The sequence below is a fragment of the Bradyrhizobium sp. 956_D2_N1_4 genome (genome assembly GCF_052076025.1).
GTDB lineage: Bacteria > Pseudomonadota > Alphaproteobacteria > Rhizobiales > Xanthobacteraceae > Bradyrhizobium > Bradyrhizobium barranii.
In genome coordinates, this window is sequence record NZ_CP197237.1 from 9,035,073 (window position 1) to 9,051,792 (window position 16,720).

14 protein-coding genes are annotated in these 16,720 nt (G+C 64.9%); 4 read left to right on the forward strand and 10 right to left on the reverse strand.

Features of this window, described 5'->3' with window-relative positions; genetic code table 11:
• Positions 1-165: 165 nt before the first annotated feature.
• Positions 166-588 carry a RidA family protein gene (locus AB7535_RS42835; protein WP_439037197.1) on the forward strand — a complete coding sequence of 141 codons (423 nt, stop codon included), beginning with the start codon at positions 166-168 and terminating at the stop codon, positions 586-588.
• 12 nt (positions 589-600) lie between these two features.
• Here the strand turns inward: AB7535_RS42835 and AB7535_RS42840 are convergent, their stop codons facing one another.
• A complete protein-coding gene (locus AB7535_RS42840; RefSeq protein WP_354113972.1) occupies positions 601-1,689 on the reverse strand; it encodes an enolase C-terminal domain-like protein in 1,089 nt (362 codons plus the stop codon).
• Between the two features lie 195 nt (positions 1,690-1,884).
• On the opposite strand from AB7535_RS42840, the gene AB7535_RS42845 reads away from it, so the two are divergent.
• The gene (locus AB7535_RS42845) at positions 1,885-3,447 is read left to right on the forward strand and encodes an adenylate/guanylate cyclase domain-containing protein (protein ID WP_085398767.1); all 1,563 of its coding nucleotides are present in this window, start codon (positions 1,885-1,887) and stop codon (positions 3,445-3,447) included.
• A 353-nt stretch (positions 3,448-3,800) separates the two neighbouring features.
• Here the strand turns inward: AB7535_RS42845 and AB7535_RS42850 are convergent, their stop codons facing one another.
• The 5 genes from AB7535_RS42850 to AB7535_RS42870 form a co-directional block, all read right to left on the reverse strand.
• Complete coding sequence (locus tag AB7535_RS42850; protein ID WP_135214796.1) at positions 3,801-5,024, reverse strand: ABC transporter substrate-binding protein; 1,224 nt, start codon at positions 5,022-5,024, stop codon at positions 3,801-3,803.
• Positions 5,025-5,405: 381 nt separating this feature from the next.
• Positions 5,406-6,338: an alpha/beta hydrolase gene (locus AB7535_RS42855; RefSeq protein WP_085403430.1), complete on the reverse strand. Its 933-nt coding sequence runs from the start codon at positions 6,336-6,338 to the stop codon at positions 5,406-5,408.
• Positions 6,339-6,481: 143 nt separating this feature from the next.
• On the reverse strand, positions 6,482-6,997 hold the full coding sequence (locus tag AB7535_RS42860; RefSeq protein WP_094184312.1) for a hypothetical protein: 516 nt from the start codon (positions 6,995-6,997) through the stop codon (positions 6,482-6,484).
• Positions 6,998-7,017: 20 nt separating this feature from the next.
• Complete coding sequence (locus AB7535_RS42865) at positions 7,018-8,640, reverse strand: flavin monoamine oxidase family protein (RefSeq protein WP_135214797.1); 1,623 nt, start codon at positions 8,638-8,640, stop codon at positions 7,018-7,020.
• 328 nt (positions 8,641-8,968) lie between these two features.
• Entirely contained in the window at positions 8,969-9,538 is a 570-nt protein-coding gene (locus AB7535_RS42870) for an alpha-ketoglutarate-dependent dioxygenase AlkB (protein WP_085403428.1), read from the reverse strand.
• Positions 9,539-9,617: 79 nt separating this feature from the next.
• Between AB7535_RS42870 and AB7535_RS42875 the strand changes: the two genes are divergently transcribed.
• The gene (locus tag AB7535_RS42875) at positions 9,618-9,758 is read left to right on the forward strand and encodes a hypothetical protein (RefSeq protein WP_007597071.1); all 141 of its coding nucleotides are present in this window, start codon (positions 9,618-9,620) and stop codon (positions 9,756-9,758) included.
• Here AB7535_RS42875 and AB7535_RS42880 read toward each other — a convergent pair.
• Genes AB7535_RS42880 through AB7535_RS42890 form a run of 3 tightly spaced genes read right to left on the reverse strand, consistent with a single transcriptional unit; the run spans position 9,755 to position 13,555 of the window.
• Positions 9,755-11,341: an ATP-binding protein gene (locus tag AB7535_RS42880; protein WP_085403427.1), complete on the reverse strand. Its 1,587-nt coding sequence runs from the start codon at positions 11,339-11,341 to the stop codon at positions 9,755-9,757. The genes AB7535_RS42875 and AB7535_RS42880 overlap by 4 nt on opposite strands.
• Complete coding sequence (locus AB7535_RS42885) at positions 11,338-12,042, reverse strand: response regulator (protein ID WP_085403426.1); 705 nt, start codon at positions 12,040-12,042, stop codon at positions 11,338-11,340. The genes AB7535_RS42880 and AB7535_RS42885 overlap by 4 nt, the downstream gene beginning before the upstream one ends.
• A 16-nt stretch (positions 12,043-12,058) precedes the next feature.
• Positions 12,059-13,555 carry a DUF4153 domain-containing protein gene (locus tag AB7535_RS42890; protein ID WP_085403425.1) on the reverse strand — a complete coding sequence of 499 codons (1,497 nt, stop codon included), beginning with the start codon at positions 13,553-13,555 and terminating at the stop codon, positions 12,059-12,061.
• 189 nt (positions 13,556-13,744) lie between these two features.
• Here AB7535_RS42890 and AB7535_RS42895 point away from each other — a divergent pair, with 189 nt between their 5' ends.
• Positions 13,745-15,109 carry a glycoside hydrolase family 3 N-terminal domain-containing protein gene (locus AB7535_RS42895; protein WP_085403424.1) on the forward strand — a complete coding sequence of 455 codons (1,365 nt, stop codon included), beginning with the start codon at positions 13,745-13,747 and terminating at the stop codon, positions 15,107-15,109.
• Here the strand turns inward: AB7535_RS42895 and AB7535_RS42900 are convergent.
• The gene (locus AB7535_RS42900; RefSeq protein WP_085403443.1) at positions 15,085-16,707 is read right to left on the reverse strand and encodes an ABC transporter substrate-binding protein; all 1,623 of its coding nucleotides are present in this window, start codon (positions 16,705-16,707) and stop codon (positions 15,085-15,087) included. The two genes, AB7535_RS42895 and AB7535_RS42900, sit on opposite strands and share 25 nt — an antisense overlap.
• Between the last annotated feature and the right edge of the window lie 13 nt (positions 16,708-16,720).

Sequence of the window (16,720 nt, forward strand, 5' to 3'; positions counted from 1 at the left end):
TCCGCACTGCCTTCGGCATGCAAATGCTTCGCAGCCTTGATCCGTGACTCGCCGCCTGCCATTGTCCGGTCATCCATGACGGCGACGAGCCTGGTGAGATACAATTTGCGGCGTTCGGCGAAACGTGTCGCTTCGCCGGACGTGACGAGAAGGCAGGTTTTCGAGATGAACAGCGTGAACAAGCCCGGCGGCAACTATCTGCCGGTGATCATCCATGGTGGAATTGCGTATGTCAGTGGTCAGCTGCCGCGTCGCGGTGAGAGCCTGCTGTATGCGGGCAAGGTCGGCGCAAATGTCGATATCGTGGCCGCGCAGGAGGCCGCTGCTCTCTGCGCCGATCTCTGCATTTCGGCCATCAACCACGCAACAGGCGGAGAGGACAGGATCGTCCAGGTCCTGCAGCTCGTTGGGTACATTGCTTCAGCGCCTGGATTTACGCAGCAGTCGCAAGTCATGAACGGGGCCTCCGACCGGCTGATCGAGCGCTTGGGCGATCGCGGTCGTCACACGCGCACGTCTGTCGGCGTCGCCGAGTTGCCGCGGGGCGCTCCCGTCGAGCTGAGTATGATTGCCGCTGTTCGGTCGTAAGAAGCGGTCTTATCAGACGAGATATTTCTTCACCGCCGCCTCGTCCCACGCGATCCCGTTGCCCGGCTCCTCGCCCGGCAGGGCAAAGCCGTCCTTGATCTTCAGCCGTGTCGCCAGCACCGCGTCGGCCCAGTCGACATATTCCAGCCAATGCGCGGTCGGCGTCACGCAGAGCAGGTGCGCGCTGACCTCCGAGAACAGGTGCGTCGACATCTCGATGCCGGCGGCATGTGCGAGCGCGGCGGCGCGGAGCCACCCGGTGACGCCGCCGATGCGCTGCACGTCGGGCATCACGTAGTCGCAGGCCTCCGCGGACAGCGCTGATTGCATCGAGAAGGCGCTGTCAAAATTCTCGCCGATCTGGACCGGCGTGCGGAGCGCATCCGCAATGCGCGCGTTACCAGCGTAATCGTCGTGGCGGATCGGCTCCTCGATCCAGGTCATCCCCTCGTCGTCGAGCATCTCGCCGCGGCGGATGGCCTCGGTCACCGTCAGCGCCTGGTTGTAGTCGCACATCAGCGTGACCTGATCGCCGACGGCCTTGCGCACAGCGCGCACCACGGCGAGATCCTCCCGCGCATCGGGCCGGCCGACGCGGATCTTTGCTGCGTGAAAACCTTCGGCCAGCAGCTTGTGGGCCTCGTCCACCGCGGCGCCCGCCGGCATGATGCCGAGCCCCTTCGAATTGTAGGCCCTGACCGGCTTCGGCGCGCCGCCGAGCAGGCGCGCGAGTGGCAGGCCTTTGCTGCGTGCCAGCGCATCCCATGCCGCCATGTCGATGCCGGATTGCGCCAACCGCTGCAGGCCGGCGAGGCCGAGCAGGGTGAAGCGCTGGGTCAGCTTGCGCTCGATCTCGAATGGCAGCAGCTCGTCGCCGGCGACGAGCTCCGACATTTCCGTGACCATCGCCGTCAGCGGCTTCAAGGCCGACGGCGTGATCGAGAACAGATAGGCATGCCCCACCGCGCCCTGGTCGGTCTCGCAGTCGATCAGCACCAGCGGCGCCTTTGCGACCGCGCCGGTCGAGGTCTTGAGCGGCAAATTCATCGGCACGATCACGGGGCGCGCATTGAAGCGCCTGATGCGGACGGTCTCGGTCATATGGAGGATCTCCCGGCGGAGTGAATGCAGGTTCATGCCGATCTTAAACATTCGCCATGAAACGAAAAGCCATTTGCTGCGACCCACCATGAAATGGGGTTGCGCGGCCTCGCATTTGCGGGCTCTGTGCCGCCGCAAGCTCTTGCCGCGAATTCCCGGGATTTGCGTCAAGATCGCACACGACGGAGCCACAGGGTGAAACAAGAGATCTCCGAAGAACAGCGCAAGAGCGGCATCCTCACGGGGGCCGTGATCGCCTTGCTCCTGCTCGCTTTGCCGGTCGCGGTGTGGCTGGACCTGACCGACCTCAGCAAGACCGCGCTGCGCCGGCAGGCCGCCGACCTCAACTCGGTGATCACGAGCGTGCGCAGCTACTATGCGTCCAACGTGGTCGGCCGCATCCTGGCTAACCCAAACGGCACCACCAGGGTCGTGCACAATTACGAATCCGTCCCCGGTGCGATCCCGATCCCGGCGACGCTGTCGCTGGAGCTCGGACGGGTGATCGGCGCGCAGCAGGAGAACATCGCCTACCGCTTCGTCTCGGATTTCCCGTTCCAGAACCGCGCCGCGCACCAGCTCGACAAGTTCGAGAAGGACGCGCTCGACGCGCTTCGCAAGGACCCCGAGCAGAAGATCGTCGAGACCGAGACCTCGCTGTTCTCCGACAAGGTCCGCCTGGTCGCGCCCGTCACGATGGGCCCGGCCTGCGTCAGCTGCCACAACAGCCACCCCGAGAGCCCGAAGAAGGACTGGAAGGTCGGTGACATCAGAGGCATCCAGGAGGTGATCATCGCGCAGCCGATCGCCGCCAACATCTTCTCGTTCAAGTTCCTGCTGGCCTATTTCCTGATCGCCGCCGGCTGCGGCCTGTCGTTCCTCTCGCTCCAGCGCCGCCAGGCCGGCCGTATCAAGGGCATGAACAAGGAGCTCGAATCCGCCAACGACTTTCTGGCTTCGTTGTCGATGAAGATCTCGCGCTACATCCCGCCGCAAGTCTACAAGAGCATCTTCAGCGGCCAGAAGGACGTCACCATCCACACCGAGCGCAAGAAGCTCACGATCTTCTTCTCCGATATCCAGAATTTCACGGCGACCGCCGAGCGGCTGCAGCCGGAATTGTTGACCCAGCTCCTCAACGAATACTTCACCGAGATGTCGGCGATCGCCCATGAATATGGCGGCACCATCGACAAATTCATCGGCGATGCCATGCTGATCTTCTTCGGCGACCCCGAGACCAGGGGCGACCGTGCGGACGCTGAGGCCTGCCTCCAGATGGCCTGGCGCATGCAGCAGCGTCTTGCCGAACTCAATGCGAAGTGGCGCGCCTCCGGCATCGAGCAGCCGTTCCGCTCGCGCATGGGTATCAATTCCGGCTATTGCAATGTCGGCAATTTCGGCAGCAGCGACCGCATGGACTACACCATCATCGGTGCCGAAGCGAACCTCGCCGCGCGTCTGCAATCGATCGCCGAGCCCGGCGGAATCGTGCTGAGCTACGAGACCTTCGCGCTGGTCAGCGACATCGTCCGCGCGCACGCGCTGCCCGCGATCACGATGAAGGGCATCAGCCGCGAAATCATTCCCTATTCGGTCGACGCGCTCAACGACGCTGCGGCGGAGAAGAGCGGTGTCATCACCGAGCGCGCGCCCGGCCTCGAGCTGTATCTCGACCCCGCCATGGTGAAGTCAGGCGATGCAGCACGCGTCCGCTCGCTGCTGGAAAACGCGCTGGCTTCGCTGAAGCCGGCGTGAAGGTGCTCTTACCCTCCCCTGGAGGGGGAGGGTCGATCGCGCGCAGCGCGAGCGGGGTGGGGTGATCTCTCAACACGGGCAGTGTTCGATGCGGAGAGACCGTCACCCCACCCCGCCTCATGTCTCGCTTCGCTCAACATGAGCCGACCCACGGGCGAGCTACGCTCGTCCCGGACCCCTCCAGGGGAGGGTAAGGGCCGACCTCTCACAACGCGACAGGTGCTCTCCCTCCCCCCTCTTGTCCGCCGCAGCCTTGGCGAAGGCGGATGCGGGGGAGGGCGGGGGAGAGGGGTGGCCCAGCAAAAGGTGCGTGCCTGAACGCCGCGCTGCACCAACCAGCGTCGACGCGAGACTCACCGCGCCGCGCCCTCCGTGAACGCGGTCTCGATCACATCGCCAAAAGGCTGCCAGGAACGGCCGTCGAACTGGACAAGCCGCATCTGCTTGATCGGCAGATAGCTGTTGGGCGAGGTGCTCATCCTGATGTTGGGCAACGCAACGGAGGGCTGCTGATCCCTCAGCGAAGCCGCCTGACGCATGATGTTCTCGCGCGACAGGTCGTCGCCGCATTGCTTCAGCACCTGTGTCAGCGCCTCGGCTGCGCCGTAGCCGTAGACCGCGGCGCTGTTGTTGGTGCTTTCGACGTGATGGTACTTGTCCATGAAGGCGAACCAGTCCTTCATGGCGGGGTCGTTCTTCCATGCGGGGTCGCTCGGATCCTTCAGGAAGGCCGCCGAGATCACGCCGGACGAATTCTCCAGGCCCGCGGGCGCCATCGCGTTGGCGATCGAGGCGGAGGCGTCGTTGACGATGATGACCGGGCGCCATTTGAGTGACGCCGCCAGCTTGATCACCTTGGACGCCGTCGACGGCACGCCGAGAAAGACGAAGATGTCCGCGCCCGCGCGCTTGAGGATCGAGACATGCCCTTCGAGATGCTCATCGGCAATGTCGAAGGCGATGTCGACGAGGACAAGGCGGTTCAGGTCGCCAAGACCTTCCTGGATGCCCCTGTAGAGCATGCGTCCGAACTGGTCGTTCTGCCAGAGCACCACGATCTTCTTCTTGGGGTAATAGGCCTGGATGTAGTTGGCATAGATGCGCCCCTCCGACCGGAACGACGGCTGCCAGCCCATGGTCCAGGGAAACGCCTTGGCCTGGCTCAGCTCCTCGTCGCCGGATGCGACGAACAGCTGCGGGATTCTCTTCTCGTTCAGGTACCAGCGCGTGGCGATATTGCCGGGCGTGCCGAACGAGCCGAACATCAGGTGTACGTCGTCCTTCTCGACCAGATTGCGCGTCAGCTCCAGCGCGGTGGCCGGATCGGAATTGTCGTCGCGCGTGATGAAGCGGATCTTGCGGCCGTTGATGCCGCCGCGCGCGTTGACCATGTCGAAATAGGCGGCCTCCGCCTGGCCGATGGCGCCGAATTCCGAGAGCGGTCCCGAATACGGCATCACGTTGCCGATGCGGATTTCATCGCCGCTCGCGGGTTGTTCGGCGTGTTGCTGGGACATCGCGCCAAGCGACGCGATAGCGATCATCGAAACGAACAGCATCCTGCCGATGACGCGCATGCTCGATACCTTGATATTGGCCCCTCCAAGAGGTCGGCTCAATCCGCACCAAGTCCGCTTGATCTACGTCAAGCGTTTGTCAAAGCTGTGGCTTGATCGCCCGCTTCAAGGCGACGCATCGCGAACGAAACGACAGCCGTGTTGACGGGCCATCAATCGACAGAGCGTGCCGTGTGGCACCCCTCTCCCTAACCCTCCCCCGCAAGGGGGGGAGGGAACGCATCTTTCGTTTGGCGAGTGACTCCATTCATTAGCGCGTCGGCGATGAGGGCACAGCGTGGCCACGTGCTCCGCTGCGCTCCCTCCCCCTTGCGGGGGAGGGCGGGGGAGAGGGGTGGCCCAGCAAAAGGTGAAAGTCGTCGCGCCGCCCGCAACGCGCCGCTACGGCAGCTCCCGCGCCTCGAGCTGATGCACCAGCAGCAGCGTCGGTTCGGCGAGGCTGTCGCCGGAGCCGTCGAGGCCGAAGGCGGCGGCGATGCCGTCGCGGCTGCGCAGCAGCGTGCTGCGCGGGCAGTGGCCGGCGCCGCACAGCGTCTTCTTCAAGGTCTCGCCCTGCGCCACGAGGCTCGCGGGATCGTTCGCGGCCCAGGCCAGCACGATCGGCGCATCGACGTTGAGGATGCCGGGGAAGACCGACCGCTTGTCATATTGGGTGGGGTCAGTGCCGAGATAGGCCTTCTCGCTGTCGCTCGCGTCCTTGCCCGCGCGGTAGATCCCGGACACCAGCACGACGGCGGCGACATCGGCGCGGTCGGTCTGGAACTCGGGATGCGCCAGCAAGGTGGCGACATGGAAGGCGCCGGCGCCGTAGCCGACCGCGACGATCTCGCGGGCATCGCCATTGAACAGGTCGATATTGCCGTGGACCCAGGATAGCGCCGCCGCGACGTCGGTTGCACCCATCGGCCAGGTCGCCGCAGGCGCAAAGCGATAGTTGACGCGCACGCCGATCATGCCGTTGCGCGCGGCAAAGCACATCGCCTGGTCCTGGACCTCGCGGGACAGGTCCGGCGCGCCGCGATCGCCGGTAAAGGTGTCGCCCCCCACGAACAGCAGCACGGGCCGGGGCGTATCCGCCTTGGTCTCGCTGCTGGTGGCGACGTCGAGCACATTGGCCTCGCTGTCGCCGTAGCGCAGCCCGCGCGAGAAGGAGATCTGCTCGCACAGCCGCGCGGTGCCACCGGCGGTCGTGTCGTTGTCGGTGAGGCCCACCCGGACGAGATTGGACGGCCCCGTGAGCCGCGCCGGCAATGGGCCGTGTGCCGAGGCTGCCGTCATGCCCAGGATGAGAAAGAAAGCGAGATAATTCTTCATGTTGGTATGTTGGTGCCGGCCCTGCGTGCCCGATATGGGTTCGCGCGTTTGGCCCGTCTTTTCAATTCGCCTTATTAGTTAGTTGGTCTTGAGGCGATTTCACGGCACCCGGTTTCTTGCCCATGTTCTTGCCCATGCGCGGTTCAATTCCCCGGCTGGAAGGTGCAGTCGGCTCCGCTCCCGTCCTTGCGGCGGATGGCATTGGGGTCGATCGTGCAGCTCAGCTTGCTCAGGCTCTCGAAGTTCGATCCCGCCGCACCATCGGGCGGAATGCCGGCGAGCGCTTCTGTCGCGAAAATTTCATTGGCCGTCGAGCCGTTCACGGTCCTGCTCTTCTTGCCGAAGGTCAGCTCGCAATTGCGTAACGTGATGTCGACATTGCCGGTGCGGCAGACGATTCTGTCCACAGTCACCACGATCGGCTTCTTGTAGGGAATCTCGGCATTGGCGGCGAACAGCATCGCCACCGCCTTCCTCTCGGCGCCGGTCAGGTCCGGCGACAGCGGCGCGATCACGCCCGCGAGCGCCAGCGCCGTCGAGCCCGAGACTTTCGCAGGCGTTGCCCCCGAGGCTCCGGTGGCGTTGAGCGCGCCGGCAAAAGCGAGCGCGGCGACGATGCGGGCCCAAATCCTGGATCGGGCCCTTGTCGTGAATGTCATTCGCGTCGCTTCCTCTCCGGTCACGGCTTCGCCGCCGCAAGGCGCCCCGAACCTATGACAGAATTGCTAGTCCGGGCAGAGCCATGCGCTTCAGGCTGCTTGTCGATGGCCTTGATGATCGCAGCCGCCGCCGTCTGGCCGGACTGGAGAGCCCCTTCCATGTAACCGAAATACGCAAAGCAGGTGTGCTCACCGGCAAAGAACAGGCGGTCCTCGAAGCCCTTGGCCAGCAACGGCCCGGCGAGGCAGACCTCGCCGGGGGCGGGACAGGAGTAGCCGGCGGCGGTCCATTCGTCGCGCGGCCAAGCCATGAACTCCGGCTGATCGGCCAGATGCGCGACATAGCCCTTGTAGACGCTGCCGATCTGCTGCGCGTAGAACAAGTCGACCTGCGTCTGGTCACCGGGCCGGTAGTGCTTGAGAGCTTCCGCCGCGACGTCGGCGCCGGCAAACAGGCTGAGCTCGACCGGTTGCTCCGGCGGGGCGATCTGGTTGTCCGTCCCTTCCCAGGTGACACCGAACTGGTTCGAGATGGCGGTCGGGGCGAGGCCCTCGCCGATCCAGAAGCGCTTCTTGAGCGGGCTGAGATATTTCACCGCCGTCCCCATCGTGACGTAGTAGTCGTGCGGCAGGTGGGGCGTGATCGTGATCTTGGCGTTGGGTGAGTCCGGCCACAGGCTCGGGGGTATCGCGAGCACGGCATAGTCGGCGGCGAAGGGCGCGCGTGCCGTTCCGTTGCCGGAGGGGCTGAATTCCAGGGTCACGCCTTCACTGTCGATGCGGATGGCGCGCACCGGCGTCGACAGGTGGGTGCTGGCGCCGTTGTCCTTGATGTCCTGCGCGAGACGAATGGCGAGCTCCTGATTGCCTTCCGAGCAGCGCAAAGTCTCGGTCTGGGTGAAGAAGGCGTCGATCTGGTCCTTCATCCGTCCGCCCGCGACGACGGCCAGATTAGCAAGAAGGCTCTGCTTGGTGGTCGGCTGGCCGGCGTCGTTGGAGAACTGCTCCTCCATGGCGTGCTTGGTGAGCTTCGAGCAGTCGAGGCTGGCGATCCACTCCGCAATCGTCCTGGCGTCGAGTTTCCTTGCGCCCTTGGCGCGCCAGGGCTTGTCAGGCTTGACCCTGCCGGCCCACCGACTGAGCTTGCCGAAAGCATCGTCCATCTCGTGATAGACCAGCTTCATCTGGCCGTCGGAGAGCTTGTGGCCGTCGAGAAACACCGGCATGTCGAGCTCGAGCGCGTCGAAATTGGTGTCCGAGGTGATGACGGACAGGCCGAGCTCGAACCGCTTGGCATATTTCAGCCAGAGCGGATGGTTGTAGCCGATCAGCTCGCCGCCGGCCTCGACGATCCCGCTCGGCTTCTTCTTGCTGAGAACCCGGCCGCCGAAGCGGTCGCGGGCCTCGAACAGCGTCACCTCGCAATGCGCGACGAGCTCGGAGGCCGCCATCAGGCCGGCGAAGCCGCCGCCGATGATCGCGACTTTCGGGCGTCGCACCGCCAGCGCGCGGAGCGCGGTGGGTGAGCGGATCGTGGGTGGGGTGGGTTGAAGGGCGAGCTTGTCCTTGACCCGCCGCTGGCGCTCCGCCCCCGAAATCCTGGGCCCGTAACGCCGGTGCAGCCGCGCAAACAGCGAACGCATCGCGAGCTTCCCTTGAAAATGTCTTCGGCCGGGACGGCGCCGTGCCGCGCCCTGAAATGCTGCAACATCGGCTAAAAATGGACCGGCCGATAGAATCGAGACTAACTTACAATCTTGCGGAGAGTCGAGTGGCGGCTTCTCTTCCGCCCGAAATCTTGCCCCTGCCCGGCAATTGAAGGGAAAATCCGCGAACCGCGCGGCGATTGCGCGGTGCGGCTGTTTTGGTCCGACGTGTCAAACATTTGGGGCGCGCGACCGCGGCCGCATGCCGGCCGCGCGTTCTACTGTGCATGGGGTTGTTTTCGCAGTTTTAGTTTTGGACCGGCCGTTACACCCGCTTCATCGTCCGGAAGGTGATGGAATAGCGGCGTGCCTCGACCGGCGGGATGCTGTGCTCCCATTGCGACCGCGCCTCGCCGTCCATCATGTAGAGCGAGCGCGGCAGGGCTTCGAGCGCGTGGCGCTTCCATTTGTCGCCGCTGCGGCGGCGGAAGCGGAATTTGCACGGCGAGCCCAGCGACAGGCCGAGGATCTCCTTGAAATGCGGCTTGTCGCGGTGCCAGCCGATGCCGACGCCGGTGTCATATTCGGTGCAGAGCACCTGCCGGACGCTGCCGCCAGCGAGGCCCGCCCAGGCCTCGACCTGCCGCACCACGGGCAGGACCCAGTCCGGGATCGGCTCGGCCTCGGCCAGCCGTTGCAGCGAATAATCATAACGATAGCCGAACGACGCCACCCGGCGGTTGCCCTCGAAGGCGCCGAACTGGAAGCGCTGCAGCGGCAATGCTGCGATGCGGCCGATCAAGTCCTGCTCGACGGCGGCCTCGACGAAGTCATCGGTATAGCGAAGCCCGCCAGGACCGGCTTGCGGTTCGGCGAACAGACCAAGTTGCATCATTCCTCGCATTTCCGTGATGGAACCTATTGGCGGCTGAAGCGACTTACATAGGACACGGAAAAAAACGTGCGAGGCTGTCATGGCAGAGAAGCATACCGCCGATCCGGCAGAGATCATGCGGGCGACCGGTCATCCCGAGCTGGAATATGCCGCCGGCTGGACCATCGCCGGTCTGGTCACCATCGGCACCATCGTCGCCGCCTGGGTGTTCGCGATCTAGGCTATCGGAAACTGGAGCTCGAAGGCCGCGCCCTCGTCGGTCGGCTTCAGCTTGATCGAGCCGCCATGGCTCGCCATCACCGCGCGCGCGATCGCCAGCCCCATCCCGGTGCCGCCCTGGTCGCGGCGGGTGGTGAAGAACGCATCAAAGATCCTGTCGCGGTTCGGCGCCGAAATCGGCTCGCCGTCATTGCAGACCGTCACAAGCAGGGTCGTCCGCTCGTCCACCGCCTCCAGCCTGATGGTCCTCGCCCGGTGCCGCATCGCGTTGTCGGCGAGATGCGACAGCACGATCAGCGCCTTCTCGCCGGACATACCGATCGTCCGATCGAGGCGGCCGCTGGCCTCGATTGAGCTTGCCGGAAACCGGCTCCTGAGGTCGGCGATCACGGGCGCAAGCTCGGTGCGTTCGTTCTGCGGCAGGCTTTCGGCGCGGGCGAGCTCGCGCAGCCGCTGCGCCATCGCCTCCAGCCGCTGCGTGTCCGACAGGATGTTGGCGATGAACGTCTTCTGCTCGGCCGGCGTCAGGCCTTCCGGCTTTCCTTGAAACGAATCCTGCAACAGCTCGGCCGCGCCCTTGATCGAGGTCAGCGGCGATTTCAGCTCGTGGGTGAGGTGGGCCGAGAACGTCGCGATATAGTCCGAGCGCCGCGCCAGCTGCTCGGCCATGCCGAGAAAACTGTGCGACAGCTGGGCGAATTCGCGGGTGCCGTAATGCCGGAGCGGCCGAAACGCCTCGCGATCGCCGCGGCCGATGCGCGCGGCGCGGTCGATCAGCTCGCGCATCGGCAGCGTGATGGTGCGCGAGAATACGAGGCCGATCGCGATCGTGCCGAGGATGACGGCGAGCCCCGCCAGCACGAACTTGGCCCGCTCCTGGTAGAGATGGTCAAAGATGTTGCTCGGCGTCCGCGTGGTGTAGATCACCCCGGCGACGCGGTTGTTGACGATGACGGGCATTGCCGAGAACACGTGCACGCCGAGGCCGCGGCTGAACGAATAGATTGGCGGCGGCGGCCGATCCGGGACGCGGTTGCGCAGCGTGGCGCGGTACTGCCCGTGCAGCGCGTCCGCGACCTCCTCGATATGGGCGAGCGATTGCCCGACCTCGTAGCGCCCGGCGATCACCACGCCCTGCGGATCGAGGATGCGAAAGCCCGCCAGCGTCACCTTCTGGGTCTCGCGGATGATCGGCGTCAGTCTTGCGCCGATCTCGACATAGGCTGGCTGCGCCGGCTGGGGCGCTGCTTGCGCATCCGGCCGCCGCCGCAAGAGATCGTTAGCGGTGAGGTCGAGCGCGGGACGGATCGGGGTGACCTGGTCGCCGGGGTCGGGCAGCACGTTGGGCGGCACCTCGGCGCCGAGTGTCAGGCCGCTGTCGAGCCGCGCTGTGACCTCCTGCGCATAGATCGTCGCGAGCACGCGGCTCTGCGCAATCAGCTCGGCCTGGGTCTGGCGGATGAGCTGGTTGTCGTAGAGGCGGAAGAAGAACAGGCCGACCAGCGGCAGCACGCCGACGGTCGCCAGCACCGTGAAGATCACGAGGGTGAGCGACGGCCGCCATTTGTCGGGCGCTGCGCTCATGCCTCTTTCTCGCAGCGGCCGAGCTTGAAGCCGACGCCGTGGATGGTCTCGATCACGTTGTCGCAGGCCAGCGCCGCGAGCTTGGCGCGGATGTTGCGGATGTGGCTGTCGATGGTGCGGTCGGAGACCTGGATGTTGAGCTGATAGGCCGCCCGCATCAGCTGCTCGCGGTTGAACACCGAGGTCGGCCGGGTCAGGAACGCGCGTAAAATGCCGAACTCGATCGCGGTCAGCTTTAGCGGCGTGCCGGCGAAGGTCGCGACATGCTGTTCGGGATCGATCAGCAGGCCGCCTTGCGACAGCGCGCCCGGCCCGGCCTTGGCCTCGCCATTGCGCGGGCTGAGGCGGCGCAGGATGACGTTGACCCGCGCCACCAACTCGCGCGGGCTGAACGGCTTCGTCACGTAATCGTCGCCGCCAATCTCGAGGCCGAGGATGCGGTCGATCTCCTCGTCGCGTGCCGACAGGAACAGGATCGGCACGTCGGAGGTCTTGCGGATCTCGCGGCAGACGTCGAGACCGTCGAACTCAGGCATGCCGATGTCGAGCACGATCAGATCGGGCCTGCCGGCGGCAAAGCGGGCGAGTGCCTCCTTGCCGTCGCGCGCCTCGATCACGTCCATGCCGGCCTTCTTCAAGGCGACGCGGATGACCTCGCGGATGTGGCCCTCGTCGTCGACGATGAGAATGCGATGCGCCAAGAACCTCTCCGCTTCCTCAGCCTGCCTGCTGATCCTTCGCCCGCGCGTCCAGCCTGCGCTGGAGCCGCCAGCTCCGAAAGCCCCAGCTCCGCCAGGCCAGATCCTGGCGCTGCTGTTCTACAAGGCGGTCGCGGCGCGACACAAGGCAGCTCTCGGGGGCGCCGGGCCGGAGCAAGATGGCCTTGTCGATGGCAGGCAGCGCCTGCGGCCCGAGCGTCAGGAGATAGTTGATGTCGATCTGCACGCCTTTGCCCGATGCTTCCCGGCTGTGGGTGACATTGTAGTCGGCAATGAACGCATCGAAGTTCACAAGCGAGCAGCCATAGAGCACGATCGCCAGCGCGATCAGATTGGCACCGACCAGCCATTGGTTGGACCGGTTGAGCGCGATGCGCGCCAAGATCAGGACCAGCCCGAGCGCCACCAGCCCCATCCAGATGAAGGCCGCGATCCGCCAATAGGTCAGCATGTAGATGTCGACATAGAGATCGAGGCGGAGGATGGAGGAGGCGACGAGCAGCACGTTCTGCCCGACCCAGAGATAGACCAGCGGCCGGATCACCTTCGATTTCTCGGCCGCCCCGCCCGGGCGCATCGCGACCAGCACGAAGGCAGCGGCGAGCAACGCCGTCGCTATCAGCGGATAGGCGCCGCGATGGGCGTAGGCCGCATAGGTCAAATTGTCGGGCAGCGCCACATGGCCCCAGAGATAGATGCCGTCGAGGATGGACTGCGCCGCGAACAGCAGGTTGAACAGGATCAACGAGCGCAGAATGGTGGAGGGGTTCAGAAATTCGGCCGAGACCAAGGGCGGGAGCGGGGGCGGCACGGGGCCGTCGGCAACGGCGGTGGTGACAATCGTCCTGCGCCGCCAGCGCACATGGATGAACGGCCAAACCAGCGCCAGCATCATGGCCCAGAACAGCAGGCGCGGGATGCTGATATATTCGAGGATGAGCTTTGGATTGAGCAGGGACACCCACTGCTCGATCACCGGATTGGCCGCAGCGAACAGCGCGACGAAGACAGTGCTGAGCGTTGCCGGGAGCAGCCAGAGTGCAAGGCCGCGGGTGAACGCCGACATGTTGAAGACCTGGAGCGCCTCGAGGAAGAACCTGAAGGGACCGAACAGGACAAAGTTGCGCAGCGCGCGGGCACGCTCCGTGAGCTCGGTCGTTTCCGGATTGGTCGCGATCAAATGCGCAATGGCCAGCGCCATGGTGAGGATCAGGAAGGACAGCATGTTGAGCTCCTCGATGGCCGGAACGAGGCCGGCGACGAGAATGGCCGTGCCGATCATGGCGCGCCGCAGATCCAGGGCCGCATGATTGAAGAGCACCGACACGCAGGCCATCGCGATCGCAAAGAGCGTCAGCGACAGCCCGATCCGCTGGCCGTAGAACAGCCAGTCGGCGAGCGTGGCCAGCACCAGCGCGAGGCCGACCTTGGCCGGGATCGAGGAATGCCTGATCGGCTGGATTTCCGCTGCTATCGTCGAAGCCAGGCTCGTCATGTCCAAATGACCTTTCGTGATGGGTGGCATCACGAAGTCTGAACGGCGCTTGTGCAGAAGGCGGGACCATCGTCTGCACGGTTTCAGGAGTCTTTTGCAGTTTTCGTGCAGGCGCGCGTTTGCCTCTCGCACAGCGTGATTCGCTTTGATAGGTGCGAAGCATTCGCCACTCATAGCGTGTGACGCATCATGCAATTCCTCGGTCGTATCGGTCTCGTCCTGCTCTGGCTGGCCGCGCCTCTCGTCGCATTCGCGGCCGCCAACAAGAACGATCCCTATCTGGTCCCGCTGCGCGGCGCGGGAAACCTCGCGCTTGTCGTCGCAAGCCTCGCGATCGTCATCCTGCTGCTACGCAAAGGGCGTTGGCGTACCATCGCGGGCAAGCTGCTCGTCGTGCTCTGGTGCCTGCCGCCGGTCCTGATGTCGGCGGCGCATCTGAAGTTCGAGCTGCGCAAGCACGACGTGCTCGCCGCGAGCGCCACCGAGGCGCGTCAGCTCGGACCTCACTTCATGGTGGGCTATTCCTCCTTTCCCGAGGTTGCGCGCCTTGCCGAGCAGGGCTTGATCGGCGGCGTCTACGTGACCCGGCGCAACATCCACGGCCGGACCGTCGAGACGTTGCGCGCCGAGATCGCGGCGCTCCAGGACAAGCGGCGCGCCGCCGGCCTGCCGCCGCTGGTCGTTGCGGCAGACCAAGAGGGCGGCATCGTCGGACATCTCGCGCCGCCGCTGACGAAGGTGCCGGCGCTGGCGACGCTCAGCGGGCTCGCCCCCGACGAACAGCAGGCCAGGGCCCAAGAGTTCGGCCGTATCCACGGCCGCGAGCTCGCCGGGCTCGGCGTCAACCTCAACCTCGCGCCGGTGCTCGACCTCAAGCCGCCGGTTCGGCGCAATCGTCTCGATTTTCACACGCTGATCGGTCAGCGCGCGATCGCGACCGACCCTGCCGTCGTCAGCACGATCGCGAGCGCCTATGTGCGCGGGCTGGAAGAGTCAGGCGTCGGTGCTACGCTGAAGCATTTTCCCGGCATCGGCCGCGTCCGCACGGACACGCATCATTTCAGCGCCAAGCTCGATACGCCGGTAAAAGAGCTCGAAGCCACCGACTGGCTGCCGTTCCGCGAGGTGTTGTCGCATTCGCGCAGCGCGCTCATGGTTGGGCACGTGACGCTCACGACCGTCGATCCCGATCGCGCCGCCTCGCATTCGAAACGCGTTATTGATGGCATCATCCGCGACAAGTGGGGTTACCAGGGCATGGTGATGACCGACGACCTCGTGATGGGTGCGATCTACCAGCACGACGTCTGCAAAGCCGTGGTCGAGGCGATCAACGCCGGCGTCGATTTGCTGCTGGTTGCCTATGACGGCGCGCAATTCTACCGGGTCTTCGCCTGTGCGCTGGATGGGGCGCGGCAGGGCAAGCTCGACGCCGCGATGCTGCGCACCAGCGCGGCACGGTTGGCGCTGGGCTTTCCGACCGAGCAGGCGCGGGCCGCCTCGGACGTCGTCCGCGTTGTCGAGCGGCATCAGCCCTTCGCGAACTGGCGGTAGTCGGGTTCGCGGTGAAACCAGAACTCGTAGCCGGTGATGGCCTTCTGCATGGCGACGTCGTGGATCGGCTGGTTGAGCGGAACGACGGGAACGTCGCGCATGCAGAGCGCGATGAAATCCTTCACGCACCGGTCGTATTCCGCCGCATCCGCCGTGAAGCGCGCCTTGTCGATCAGCGCGTCCATCGCCTTGTTCTGGTATGACGAGATGTTGAAGATCGAATTGTTGCCGTGGAAATTCCAGTAGAAATAGTACTCGGGATAATCGAGCCAACCGCTGAAGCGGTTGAGCGCGAGCGGCAGCTCCTTCTTGTTCAGCGTCGTGCGCCAGTTCGCGCCGGGGATTTTTTCGATGGACGCCTTGATGCCGATCTTGGCGAGGTTCTCCTGGATCAGAATGGCGGTCGGCTCGCCGACGGTCGCAGTGCCCGTGTCGAGCGACAAGGTCGTCTCCAGGCCAGACTCAAAGCCTGCTTCCTTCATCAACGCCTTGGCCTTGTCGAGATCGGTGACATAGGGAAACGGCTGCGGCCAGACCGGCTTTGAGACTTCGGCGGCTCCGCCATACATAGGAACGGCGCGGCCGAAGAACGCGCTGCTCTGGATCTGCTCATAAGGCATCGCCCAGGCGATGGCCTGCCGTAGCTTCACATTGTCGAACGGCGGCTTCGCCGTGTTGAGTGCGATGTACCAGAGCGCATTCGGGATCGGCACCCCCGATACCTTGACCTTGCCCTCCCGAATGATCTGCTCGAAATCGCGCGGCGCAAAGCCGCTGGAAATATCCGCATCGCCCCGCTCCAGCATCGCGCGGCGCGTGCCGGCCGAGGGGACGTCGCGCGCGATCACGCGCCTGATCTTCGGCAGCGGTCCGCTCTTCCAGTCGTCGAAGCGCGCCAGCACGGTCTCGCTTCCTGGCTTCCAGCTTTCGATCCTGTAGGCGCCGCCACCGGCCTCGTTGGTCCTCAGCCAAGCCAGCGCCCAGGGATCTTCCGCCGTCGCGTTCTTCTTGGCGAGTTCGGAATTGATGATAAAGGGCACGACGACGGCGACGTTGAACAGCAGCATCTTGTCCTTGCGGATATAATCGATACGGAAGGTGTGATCGTCGACCACCACGAACTGCTCGGGCTTCTCCAGCGAACCCGCCGACATCTGGAAGGTCGGAAAGCCGCCGACCTTCACGGCGCGGTCGAACGACCATTTGACGTCCTTGGCGGTAACAGGCGTGCCGTCGTGGAATTTCGCGTCCTTGCGAAGCTTGAAGGTGCAGGACATGTCGTCGGCTGCGACCTCCCAGCTCTCGGCGAGTTCAGGCGCGAGCTTCTCGCGATCATAGGACGCGGTCCCGTCGGGCAACGTCTTGGAGGCGTAGGTCAGCAGGCGGTCGTAGCAGTTCCAGGACAGGCCGTTCACGGTCTGGTTGGAGCCGACGCCCTGCATGTCGAGCGAGTTCGGCCCGAGCTCCTGCACCACCAGCAGTGTCTCGCTACGCCCTTGGGCAGTGGCGAAGCGAGGTGCGATGGCGGTCAATCCAGCTGCGCCAAGGCCTCCCAGCAACACATTGCGGCGGCTGATGTCGAAAGACGATGCATTCATCGATGCCTCCTTG